The organism is Acinetobacter kyonggiensis (assembly GCF_900107285.1).
In the GTDB taxonomy this organism is placed as follows: Bacteria; Pseudomonadota; Gammaproteobacteria; order Pseudomonadales; family Moraxellaceae; genus Acinetobacter; species Acinetobacter kyonggiensis.
The window spans coordinates 1-11,340 of record NZ_FNPK01000024.1 but is presented as its reverse complement, the minus strand read 5'-3'; the positions used below and the strand labels follow the sequence as shown (position 1 = coordinate 11,340).

11 protein-coding genes and 1 pseudogene are annotated in these 11,340 nt (G+C 36.2%); 6 read left to right on the top strand and 6 right to left on the bottom strand.

Features of this window, described 5'->3' with window-relative positions; genetic code table 11:
• Nucleotides 1-3: 3 nt before the first annotated feature.
• Nucleotides 4-1,281 carry an McrC family protein gene (locus BLV99_RS14765; protein WP_092692088.1) on the top strand — a complete coding sequence of 426 codons (1,278 nt, stop codon included), beginning with the start codon at nucleotides 4-6 and terminating at the stop codon, nucleotides 1,279-1,281.
• A 122-nt stretch (nucleotides 1,282-1,403) separates the two neighbouring features.
• On the opposite strand, the gene BLV99_RS14760 is transcribed toward BLV99_RS14765, so the two are convergent.
• A complete protein-coding gene (locus BLV99_RS14760; RefSeq protein ID WP_087540946.1) occupies nucleotides 1,404-2,276 on the bottom strand; it encodes a competence protein CoiA family protein in 873 nt (290 codons plus the stop codon).
• 102 nt (nucleotides 2,277-2,378) lie between these two features.
• On the opposite strand from BLV99_RS14760, the gene BLV99_RS14755 reads away from it, so the two are divergent.
• Nucleotides 2,379-3,362, top strand: a complete 984-nt coding sequence (locus tag BLV99_RS14755; protein WP_092692085.1) for a hypothetical protein — start codon at nucleotides 2,379-2,381, stop codon at nucleotides 3,360-3,362.
• A 152-nt stretch (nucleotides 3,363-3,514) separates the two neighbouring features.
• Here BLV99_RS14755 and BLV99_RS14750 read toward each other — a convergent pair whose 3' ends face one another.
• From BLV99_RS14750 to BLV99_RS14740, 3 genes are read right to left on the bottom strand one after another with little or no spacing between them, the layout of a single operon-like run.
• Complete coding sequence (locus BLV99_RS14750; protein ID WP_167356341.1) at nucleotides 3,515-4,438, bottom strand: TIR domain-containing protein; 924 nt, start codon at nucleotides 4,436-4,438, stop codon at nucleotides 3,515-3,517.
• A gap of 11 nt (nucleotides 4,439-4,449) precedes the next feature.
• Nucleotides 4,450-5,178, bottom strand: coding sequence for an E2 domain-associated cysteine-rich protein (locus BLV99_RS14745; RefSeq protein ID WP_139243563.1), 729 nt, complete (start codon nucleotides 5,176-5,178; stop codon nucleotides 4,450-4,452).
• A 16-nt stretch (nucleotides 5,179-5,194) separates the two neighbouring features.
• Nucleotides 5,195-6,592 carry an adenylate/guanylate cyclase domain-containing protein gene (locus BLV99_RS14740; RefSeq protein ID WP_167356340.1) on the bottom strand — a complete coding sequence of 466 codons (1,398 nt, stop codon included), beginning with the start codon at nucleotides 6,590-6,592 and terminating at the stop codon, nucleotides 5,195-5,197.
• A 670-nt stretch (nucleotides 6,593-7,262) separates the two neighbouring features.
• Between BLV99_RS14740 and BLV99_RS14735 the strand changes: the two are divergent.
• Both BLV99_RS14735 and BLV99_RS14730 read left to right on the top strand, forming a co-directional pair.
• Nucleotides 7,263-7,948, top strand: a pseudogene (locus BLV99_RS14735) (metallophosphoesterase).
• Nucleotides 7,949-8,219: 271 nt separating this feature from the next.
• Nucleotides 8,220-8,537, top strand: a complete 318-nt coding sequence (locus BLV99_RS14730) for a hypothetical protein (protein WP_092692078.1) — start codon at nucleotides 8,220-8,222, stop codon at nucleotides 8,535-8,537.
• Nucleotides 8,538-8,619: 82 nt separating this feature from the next.
• On the opposite strand, the gene BLV99_RS14725 is transcribed toward BLV99_RS14730, so the two are convergent.
• Nucleotides 8,620-9,771, bottom strand: coding sequence for a catalase family protein (locus BLV99_RS14725; RefSeq protein WP_092692074.1), 1,152 nt, complete (start codon nucleotides 9,769-9,771; stop codon nucleotides 8,620-8,622).
• A gap of 216 nt (nucleotides 9,772-9,987) precedes the next feature.
• On the opposite strand from BLV99_RS14725, the gene BLV99_RS14720 reads away from it, so the two are divergent.
• Entirely contained in the window at nucleotides 9,988-10,425 is a 438-nt protein-coding gene (locus BLV99_RS14720) for an Sbal_3080 family lipoprotein (protein WP_092692071.1), read from the top strand.
• Between the two features lie 134 nt (nucleotides 10,426-10,559).
• Here BLV99_RS14720 and BLV99_RS14715 read toward each other — a convergent pair whose 3' ends face one another.
• Complete coding sequence (locus BLV99_RS14715; RefSeq protein ID WP_244516332.1) at nucleotides 10,560-11,006, bottom strand: hypothetical protein; 447 nt, start codon at nucleotides 11,004-11,006, stop codon at nucleotides 10,560-10,562.
• Nucleotides 11,007-11,047: 41 nt separating this feature from the next.
• Between BLV99_RS14715 and BLV99_RS14710 the strand changes: the two genes are divergently transcribed.
• On the top strand, nucleotides 11,048-11,340 hold a 293-nt coding region (locus tag BLV99_RS14710; RefSeq protein ID WP_171250912.1), incomplete at its 3' end, for a transposase.

Below are 11,340 nucleotides of genomic sequence, written 5' to 3'. Positions count from 1 at the left end.
GTGATGCCTGATTTTACCGTCCGAGAATATGCCTTCATTAGCATTGCTTATGAAGGCTGTCCTGATCCAACTTTAGACCATGCTTATATATCTGGGAAAGCATTTGAGCATCTATGTGGGCTCTCAGCATCATTTTCAAAGCACGGTGCGAAAGTATTTGAGTTGGCAGGGCGAAGAAAGCTTAAGCTTGATCAATATGTGGGAGTGATAGAAACCCCATGTGGTACACGGATTGAAATCCTCCCTAAACATGTGGAGCTTAATGGCACTGATGATCAAGATATTATTCAGCAAGAACGTAAACTGCTTCAGAAAATGCTGAGTGTTTCACTACATTTACCATATAGAGAAGCAGGAAGTGCCAATTTAAACCGCTTTAAACAACCTTTGCATGAATGGATTATGACGCAGTTCCTTGCCTCGTTTGAGCGTTTGGTACAACGTGGTTTACGTTTTGATTATAACCGTGTGCAAGAGGAACAAAATTTTTTACGTGGACAATTACAGCATGTGAAATATATGCGTCAGCTACTTACAAAGAAACATATCTTTCCGATTGAGCATGATGTTTATGAGGTGAATCGACCTGAAAATAGATTGATACGTACAGCCTTAGAAGTGGTGTGTAAAAAGAGCAAAGACGCAAGTAATTGGAAATTGGCGCAAGAGCTGAGACTCATGACCAATGAGATCCCTCGATGCCAAAAGATTAAGCAGGATTTTAGACAATGGCAGTCAGGACGTTTACTCGCTTTGTATGCTGAGATTAAACCTTGGACGGAGTTAATCTTAGGTGAATATATGCCTGTATCTACTCAGGGGGAGTGGCGTGGCATGAGTTTACTCTTCCCAATGGAGAAGCTATTTGAGCACTATGTTGCTTATCATCTACGCCGTAACTTACCTGAATATACTGTGAAGACACAGTATGCGACGGAGCATATTTGTCAGCATCAAGAACGTCGTATATTTAAGCTTAAGCCTGATATTTTCATTGAATGTCTGAAAGCAAAACCGATTGTGATGGATACCAAGTGGAAGTTGATTGATCAAAGTGATCGAGCTGGGCGTTATGGTTTGAAAGATAGTGATATTCAGCAAATGTTTGCTTATAGCCACTATTACCTCAAGCATGACAGTGATGTTGTACTTGTCTATCCATATCGGAAGGACAAGTTCACGCAGCCATTGGATGACTTTAAGTTTAGGCTTCCCTCTAGTGCAAAACTACGTGTAGTACCTTTCAATGTAGATGATCCAAAAAACTTCAAAATTATTTAGTCTTTTATCTTGTGAGGTCAGTCCCATATTTGGGACTAAAATCTACTTTTTAGCTAGATCAGTCCCAGTTTAGGTACTTTTCGTTTGGCAGAAATAGGCAATTATTTATGGGTAATGTAGTTTTATTCATTAAGTTCTTTTAGTCTTTGTAAAACCTGTTCCGAAAATGGTAGCCAATAGTTCCAAGATTTATATTTAGGATTATAGGAGCCAATCCCTTCACGTTTCCATTCTTTGAGCATTGCAATGATTTCAGGGTTATATGCGCTATTCACTGAAACCATACCACTCGCAAAATGGCGAACATTAAGATGCATGCCTTTCACTTTAAATTTATAGTCCTGCCAATTCGGACTGGTGTTCTGTAGTTCAGACGTTACGGGTAGAGTGGTTGTGATTTTGTAGGAAGTAGATGTTATTTGTTGCCCAGTGGATTGTTTTTGAGGAAATGGGTAAATCCATCTTCTATTGTCCAGGTTCTCGAGGATTTGCTGTGTGGCTTCTGTACTTGGAATTGCAATATCACTGTTAAGAAGTGGTGATAAATCGATTTCAATACATTTTGATTTAAATGCCTCAATGCGTTTTAGTTTTTCAGCATCAATAAAATGAGTGACTGCGATCTCAATTAAAATAGGTTCGCCATCAAAATAACCAATAAGGTCGGGGCGAATTAAACCGAGAGAAAATTCAGGTAATAATTTTTCGAAGGTCCACCATGCAGCTTCACTATCTGAATCAGGTAGGGCAGGAAGCATAAGTCCCATAGATTCAAGAATAACTTCTTTGGCATATTTATGGAGTACAGATTCAGGGTTAATCGTACAGCTTTCTTTATTGCTTGCGTGTGCAAAATGATGTTCTTTAATTTCCCCTTTACGAGCGATCACAGCTTCACCACATTCAAAGCAAGTGCATTGGCATGCGAGTCCACGTTCAACCTGCTCAATATTAACCAATTTATTATTTTCGTTTAATGCAATATACATCGTCATGATTAAAATCCTTTAGGAAGTTGATTTACTCATTCACTATGCTTGTGATCTAATTGTCCTAACACCGTATAAAGGGGAAATACGGGTAAAATGGGGGTTTAAGTGTCTGAATTAAAATTAAAAGTTTTTGTTGTGTTAGATGATATTTTAAAGAAGGACTTAGCAGATAACAGAGCATACGATTGCTTAAAAGTAATCTGTAGCGCATCGATTGATGCTTTAAATACTCAAAATGAAGAGCTAATAACGTATACCAGGTATCAACTAAAACTCATTCTTGATGGTCAGCAATCTGTTGCATCGATGGATTCAAAAGATCTAGGGAAGTGGATGAGTGACAAAAAATTAAGTGCATTCCTTGATCGTGTCATCACAAAACATACTAAAAAATTCAAAGAGATTGGTTATATTCCTGTTGTAAAAACCAACGATACAATTGGAGGAAAAGGAAATGAGCGCCGTTATTGGTTGGATATTACAGAATACGCTCAGACCCAAAATGAAGAAGATCAAAAGCTTGATGAGAATGAAATTTCTTATGAGCGGGTTGATCCTTCTGAAATTAAATTGTCTTGGTTTTACCGATTTATATTTAAAAAAGGAGAGATTAGAAATAAAAGCTTTAGAGGTTTGATGATGCTGATCGTTCTTTTAGGCGGTTTTATTTCGTGGGCTTTATATGTTTGTGCATTTTCATTGGTTTTAGTACGTGAAGGACAAAACTTCACGACACTTGATTTGTTGTTTATAGCCTGTTTAATTGGATTTTCTTACCTATCATTCAAATATTGGTTCACTCCGTTATGGAATTTACCAGAGCATCGAGTCATTAAGGCACCTATGACGTTTATTTCACTTAATGAGGATCATGCTGATATTGAGATGTATCGTGATAGAGAGCGTAATCAATTAACACGTATAACTCGGTTTAAAGGGATATGTCCGATTTGTTCAGCAGAGGTTGTACTTAGAATTGGTCAACCTGATCATAATTTGCCATTAGTTGGACGTTGTGTAGAAAGTCCTTTTGCGCATGTGTATAGCTTTGATCGGGTGTTAATGAGTGGAAAGCTGTTAAGTCGGTAATCATATTGAAATTAAGGGGGGATCATTTAAGACAATGAGCTATTCTCCTATTTTGACAATCAATACAAATCAAACGAATCATATATATGTGGTTGGTGATTTTAAAAAGCCACGAATGCTTATCGTTAGTGAGGTTACACGTCTAATTCAAATCAACATTCTAGTTTGTTTCTGATACCTAGTTCTTTAATTGAGTTTTCCAAATCATATACTACTTTGGCAACATCAATTCGATTGTTAGATTCACGTTTATACAATAGTGGAGTTAGACCTAGCAGATCAGATGCTAATTTCTGTTCTACACCATTTTCAACAGCAATATATGTTCTTTTGCGTGTGAGTAATCCCATAAATAAGCCAAGCTCAAATATGACATTATCTCTAGGGCCTCTCTGTTCGTTATCTCTAGAGATAATAATGTCATCAGCTTGCAAAATGGCTAGGCCGAAGTCAGCTTGCTTGACAGCTTGCTCTAAGGTTTCAAGTGTATAGTCGCCACCTTTAAAAACATCAGTTTCACTCCATATTGTCACCTCTACATTATTATTATGGAAAAGAGCAACTTTAATCTGCTTTGCAATATGATTGGATTCAACTGTACTGATAATAAACAATCGAGGTTTCTCATTTTGCATTTCAATCAGTTCATTTCTTTGGTTGAGACGTTCTGCCAAATCTTTAGCCAGAATTTGATGTATCTTAGGATGAGTATCAGCTAACTCTAGAAATGCTTCTGCGGTTAATTTGACTGCAACGGTATCATCAATCGCTGTAACGGTTGCTGATCTAGGTAGAGTGGGATTAAGTGCGGACATTTCACCAATACTAATGTTAGCCTCTCTTGTATAAGGAAATTTATTTCCTTTTACGGCTAAACTAACCTTACCCATGATAAGAAAAAATACATCTCGATCAGGGCTGTGTTGTTCAATAATAGTTTCACCTTTATTGAACTGTATTAATTCACCTCTTTCAGCAATAAAATCAGCTACCTCTTGATTATATTGAACTAACTTTTGTGATAATAATGTCTCAGCAAGCACCTTTTTATCTTTAAATCTTTCTTTCATTTGCATCTTAGACCTCTTCATTTTTTAAAATTACATTTTTTCATTGTGTTACAGCAAGTACGTGCGCCGAAACTCTGCCAAAACTTTTGTTCAGCCTTAAGTAATAAATAATGATTAATGGCAACCATAAAAACCACTTTAGAACACTGAGCAGAACACTTACCTATGCTTAGATGCTTCTTTAAACCTTGCGGATCGCAGATACAAGCATAGCGTTTATTTAACACCTGATTTTGATCGCCAACCAAAATCAATTCATCATTCGCATATACGTGATAGAGTTTTAAATCACGCTTTACAGAATTTACTTCAACAACACGTAACTGATTTAAGGTCAAACCTAAGCAATTTTTTTGAAATTGACCGTAATATTGTTCAACTATTTTTTGGTACTTCGCACCATCACCATGCGCCCATTCTTTAATTTCGCCCCCACAGGGCCACACTCCTTTGTCTTCACATTTTTGCTGTGCATCCAAATATAATTTAAGATTCATCACCCATTGGCTGATTGTCAACTGGCTTATATCTTCACCTAATCCGAGACAAAACCATCCACCATCATTAATATGCCTATTCGGGCATAGATCAGGATAGCGATTATTGGTGGCCTTAACCAAAAGTGAATCACCACTTTGATGAACCTCTAACTCAACTTTTTCAGCACTACCATTATCTTTGTAGAATTTAAGCTCAAAGATAATAATCTTTGCGTTGACTTGATGAAAAGCAATGTTTCTTTTCATCAAGTAGCTTATCAGATCATTTAAATAGGGCATGTGCTTTTAAGCCACCATGAATATTTGGAGCTGAGTCATAAATGCTATTATTGGCAGATTCATTTTTAGATTCCTCAGCCTGATCAGCATCAGTGACCTTTTCATAGGTTAAATCAGCAGCAATCTGATTCTTAAAAAGCTCTTTATAATTATCGCTTAAATGACTGTAAGCAGTTTGACCAATTTTGGTTGCATTACCCAAGCATACCTTTTGTGCATCTTCTGATGCAATGGTAGAAACTCCAATCGCATAGCGTGAAGTATGTCCAATTTTACCCACCCGTGTTAAAGATACGTCCCCAATTTCATAACCTATAGCCAAACCTACATTAGCGAGTCCTGATATATCAGGAAACTCGTCTTGTAATCTATCTAAAGCCATTAAAAAGCTGCTTCTGATTGCTGCTACTGCTTCTGTGGCAACGTCAACTGACTTAGAGTGATTGGTAGATTGACTTGTACCTTCACAGATCAATCCATGCAGACAATCGCCAATAAAACGAACACGTTTGCCTTTGAAATCTTGGTATAAAGTATCATCCATTTCCGATCTTAGAACATGTAAAGTTCTAACGATATTTTTTTGCCCTTCTTCGGATGCAATATTGTCGGAAACAAACTTGGTAAATCCATCAATATCAGCATAAATCGACACAATTTCCTGACGTTTAGCAGATTTGTAATACAAAGTATTAAAATCTAAATCTTTTAAAGGTGGCGTAGTTCTGCTAAAGCTAAAATCCTGTAACTTTTTATCGTTATCTTTAAGATCATTTAAGACATCATTACAAGTTAAGGTTAATCCTGCGGCTTGCTTAGATGTTTCAATTTCACTTGCCTTCAATTTCACTTTTTTGGTGTCTTGACCATCTTCTAGATTAAGATCAATGATATTTCGTGCATTTGGAGTTAGATAAATACCAACTGCTGTTCCGCATGAGTGTTTCGCAGCATGATTAGCAGGGTCGCCTAAGAATAAAGGTTCACGGTTACTTCTACGACCATTATTCACAGCTAGAGCAAAGCCTGAATCAATCCCGATACGAATATCAGCAGCTTCAATCGCTGCATCACCATCAACTTCACGTTTTTGTTGGACTGACTCCATGATTAGATCGGCAATCGCAATCGCTTTATGTAAACGATCTTTTTCCTTATCTACATTTGCATCATAGGGCTTAGCAATAACCGCATGTAGGCGTTGATTATGAAAATCAACAAAAATGCAGTCAGTTTTATCTAAAATAAATTTAATTGCCCGTACATGCGAATCAAAAAAGCGAATCGCACGTTTATGTGTTGTTTCTGACTCAGTACCATTTTGTGTTGTTAAAATTCCCTCAAGATTAAGGATATCAACATAAAGGTGAACAGCATTCATAGAGTATGCTTCATTTACCCTAATATTAGATAAACTTTTATCACGGGTATATTTTTTAATAGTTACATCACTGACTTGATCAATAAGATTCTCAATATGAGCGTCTGATCTAGATTTAATCCAATTGTAATACATCAATCTTCCACCTTGAATTTTATATACATTTGTTATGAAGCAAAAATGAGCTATTTCAAGGTCAATCCAAATATTTTTTTAATTTTATAACTTAGATCTAAAAACTAATTTTTAGATGGGACATTGTGAACCCAAATTATTATGGTGACAGACTGCACCATCTTATATGCACAGCTTAAAATACCATTTACCAGTTTGAACATATCGATGGTATTGGTCGGATGCATTAACAATTCAGCATTTGGGTGATTTCAGGTTTAGGGATACATGTAGTGCCAAACTAGGTGTCGTACATTTTAATGTAGATTATCCAAAAAACTTCAAAATCATTTAGTTTTTATCTTGTGAGGTTAGTACCATATCAACTTTTGAAGTTGCGATGAAAAATTCGTCAGCGAGAATCAGGTAAGAGAGAAATCAAGAAATACTAATGTTAAAACTTTAGATTGGTAATGTAGTCCTATCATGATAGTGCTAGGTTATGTTGAAAGGATCCAATCTACCTTTAGTGGAATCAGTAATGTTGAATAAGAAAATGAGCCATCCTTTTGTTTATACAATAAATACTAATCAAATGGGTCATATATATGTAGTTGGTGACTTACACGGCTCTTATAGCTTGCTCATGCAAGAACTGAAAAATCTCAATTTTGACTTTCACAATGATTTGCTGATCTGTACAGGTGATCTCATTGATCGGGGGACAGAGAATCTCGAGTGTATTTCTTTATTGGAGCAACCTTGGTTTGTCACAGTGCGGGGAAACCACGAAGAAATGTGTATCCAAGGGCAACATGACCCTAAAATGAAAGATATGCATCAAAGAAATGGAGGAACATGGTTTTATAGGCAATTTCAAAAGACACGACAGCGAATTATTGATCGGCTAGCACAGTTACCATTGGTCATTGAAGTTGAGCTGGAAAATAAAAAGGTTGGTATTGTGCATGCTGATATAGATATCCATGATTGGAGTCTATTCAAGCAAGATATTTGTAAAGGTGACTATAAAATTTCGGGTGTCTCTTCTGCCTATGCAAACGCATTGTGGGGTAGGGGGCGAATACGGAATCACTCAGACTTTTATGATGTTGTCGAAAACATTGATGAATTTATCTAGGGCATGCCATTGTAAAAGAGCATACTAAAATCGATAATTGCCATTATATTGATGTTGGTTCCTCTTTTACTAAGAAGCTCTGTATTGTCAAACTCCAATGAAATGGGCAATGTAGTAGGGGTGTTTGGTGGTGGAAAAAGTTTAATTGATTAAAAAATGAGCACTTGAATTGTGTATCCTGCCTTGTATCCTACATTTTTAAGAGAAAAATTAGTGCAATAAAAACAATAGGGTAGGTGATAGTTCTTATCTGTCTGGGCCCACCATATAAAACAACCACTTAGGTGTACTAATCCTAAGTGGTTTTTTAATGTATAAATTAATATAAATATTTGTATTTTCTCTCTTTTAATGGCTTTGTAGATGTTTTAGATGAATAAACTTAAATTATTTTTAGTACTTGTCCCTTCAACTGTTGCTCTTACTGGCTGTTTACAAATGTTATCACCTACAGTTGGTGATTTTGGGTCTGGTGTGTATCAAATCAATACTCAAAGTAATGCATTTGGTTCTAGTAAAGCAATGAGAACAAAGCTTCTTAAAAAAGCAGATGAACTATGCAAGGGTAAAGGTTTTGATGAATTAGATGGCAACAACAATATCATTAATAATATGAATGTTTACAATGCTGGGATGGTGATCCCCGTAAGTACAAAAGCTTCATATATGAAAATTAAATGTAAAGATTAAATTCGATTGTATATTCAACTTTTTTTGAACTGCATTCAATAAGTGGAACATTGATGTGTGCTGAAATAGTAAGAGACTTCCACTATTGAGGTTCTTTCCTTGGAGTAGAATTCATTTCATGTCTGATCAGACTAATGTTTTCGTAAATCACCTTACGCAACCTGTTTATCGCACCGAGAGGTCTATGTTCAGGAAGAGAATGCCAAGGAGTAAATGAAAGATTTTCACAAAATTGATTTTGCTCAGGTGTCTCAAAAATCTGCTGAGGTATATGAATAGTTGCAACTTGATAAAATGGAGCTTGGGTTTCTTGCCATTCGGTCATAGAGTCTTCAATGAGCATTTTATTTGATGTTCTCGGTTGTATCAGAAATTCCATACATGCATCATTTTTATGTAGCGTATTTTGTAGAGCTTCTCTTAAGAAATTTGGACTTGGTTTATTCGGTATTTGATCTAAATGCGGGGAGCAAGGTCTTGCAGAATATTTTACAGCTTGACGATCAGCACCTAGTCCTAATTGATAAGGAACCATTGACCAATATCGTGCTTGTAGTGGATTAGAGATTTTTGAGTTACTTGCTCTCAATGCATTTATTGTTCCTTGAAAACCTAATGCAAAAGGAACATGTAATTTTTTAAGTGTACTTTTACTATTCATATCTTCGATAAAAGCTAAATAGCGATGAGGTTCATCCACAAAAAATACAGGGTGGTTGATCATAATAAAATCTTGGGTCATTGCTTGATCATCATTTTCCAAAATCTTTTTACCCGATACACCTAAAATTTTGATCGCCATACCACGCGCATCTTTTTTGTCATCAGCTTGGGTTGCATCTCCTGAAGCATTAGAGAAACGAATCCATGCGGAATAGGTTTTATCAGGAACAAAAATTCCTTTGGCTAAGTTTTTAGGCAATGATTTTGATACATGAAATTCGGCACGAACGCAGCCGTGCGCTTTAGGGTGAGCATCTCGTAGAACATTGCCTGATGTATATTGTGTACGAATCGCTTGTCCAATATGATCAGCTATTTGTTTCGCTAGAATTTCTTCATTGGGTTGTAGTTTTTCACCTAATTCATGATCAATTTTGGGATAGGGCAATTGATGTGCCTGAGTCACTATTTTAGTTTGTTGAAGATTATTAGAGCAGCCATTTATACTGATAAAAATTGGGGAAAGTACGAACAACAGACTATAGCGTAGCGATTGCGTAAGATATGACATGTGTTAACTCCTTGCTGCAAATACAACGCTCAGATCAATGATGCACTTTATCGATCTGCTCATGTTCATCGTTCGACTATCCTTCAGCTATTAGTACATCAAAATCAGAGTGATAATACAAGTTGTACTTAGATGTTTGTTTTTTAAGTCGCTTTTATTCACAAAGTGAAATATTCTTATTTACAGAGATGAGCTGCTTTCTTGGTTAAAATAAAAATGAAAAATATCGTATTACAGGGATTTGCTATTATTGCGATTACAGGTTGTACATCAATTCAGATTAATAATACTTCTGAATTTCATCCCGAGTCTATTCGGCAAGTATGTATCGTGAATAATCCGAAAGTAATCATCAAAGATTTTAATGGAATTGTTGAGCGTAGTTTTTCTCGTTATGGGATTGAAGCTAAAACATATCAAGAAAATGATAATTTAAGTTTATGTCAAACGACGCTACATTATACAGCTCTACGCTCATGGGACTTTGCTCCTTATATGGTTTCAGCTCAATTCAATTTACTACAAAATGGACGTCAAGTTTCAGAAGCTTCTTTTCGATTAAAGGGCAATGGTGGTTTCGCATTGAATAAATGGCGAAGTACGGAGACAAAAATTAATGAATTGATTGATCAATTACTTAACAAAAAATCTTGAAAATAATGCAATTATTCAAGCTCATTGGTTGTGAAATCGGTATAAAAATGATCCATATATGATGAATAACCGATAAAAGCTTACCTTAGATCTTAGGTTGCTAAAACTGACCTATTGATAGCAAATTCTATTGATTAAGTTGTCTTTGTAATCGTCTGATGTGCTTGCCAAAAAGGATTCTCTGACCATCTTTGCTCCTGTTTATAGAGCAAATAGCGACGATTTTCATATGTCTTTATAATCTGATTAATCTCTGTTAAATAGTCAGCGTGATGATGTGTATATTCCGTTGATGACAATATAGTCTCGGCTGCTTTCATCCCTGTGTAAATTGCATTAAATAAGCCTTGTCCAGCAATAGGGTCAAATGCAAGTAATGCATCACCACAAGCAACCCAACTTTGACCCATAGGTTGTTCTAACCAACTACTACGAACATCATGTGAGAAAACATCTTTACCAAACTCAAAATTACCCAATAAGTTGTATAACCCTACATTATTACGAATGATTTGCTGCCATTGTTTCGCATCATGATGAAACTGAGTGGCTGTTTTAGGGGTAGTGAGGCTTTGTTGCACAAATCTATCTGTAAAGGGTTTTTCAGCGATATAATTTTCAAATGAAGAAGCCTACACACAAAATCTACCGCACAACCAATTGGCCTGCATATAACCGAGCACTCATGAGTCGCGGAAATATTGCCATTTGGTTTGATCCTGCTACGCAATGGTATGCGCCATCAAAAGGCAAACAAGGGCGAAATCAAACCTACTCCGACGCAGCCATCCAATGCTGCTTAATGATTAAATCCTTATTTCGTCTGTCTTTACGTATGGTCACTGGCTTTGTGCAAAGTCTGATTAAACTTTGCGGATTAAATTGGATAGCTCCAGATTACACCACGCTTTGTAG

Bases quoted from the DNA above. Each gene is read 5' to 3' on its own strand.
- BLV99_RS14765 (WP_092692088.1), top strand. From the start codon at position 4: ATGCCTGATTTTACCGTCCGAGAATATGCCTTCATTAGCATTGCTTAT.
- BLV99_RS14760 (WP_087540946.1), bottom strand. From the start codon at position 2,276: ATGACGATGTATATTGCATTAAACGAAAATAATAAATTGGTTAATATT.
- BLV99_RS14750 (WP_167356341.1), bottom strand. From the start codon at position 4,438: ATGCAAATGAAAGAAAGATTTAAAGATAAAAAGGTGCTTGCTGAGACA.
- BLV99_RS14725 (WP_092692074.1), bottom strand. From the start codon at position 9,771: ATGTCATATCTTACGCAATCGCTACGCTATAGTCTGTTGTTCGTACTT.
- BLV99_RS14720 (WP_092692071.1), top strand. From the start codon at position 9,988: ATGAAAAATATCGTATTACAGGGATTTGCTATTATTGCGATTACAGGT.
- BLV99_RS14745 (WP_139243563.1), bottom strand. From the start codon at position 5,178: ATGAAAAGAAACATTGCTTTTCATCAAGTCAACGCAAAGATTATTATC.
- BLV99_RS14730 (WP_092692078.1), top strand. From the start codon at position 8,220: ATGAATAAACTTAAATTATTTTTAGTACTTGTCCCTTCAACTGTTGCT.
- BLV99_RS14740 (WP_167356340.1), bottom strand. From the start codon at position 6,592: ATGAATGCTGTTCACCTTTATGTTGATATCCTTAATCTTGAGGGAATT.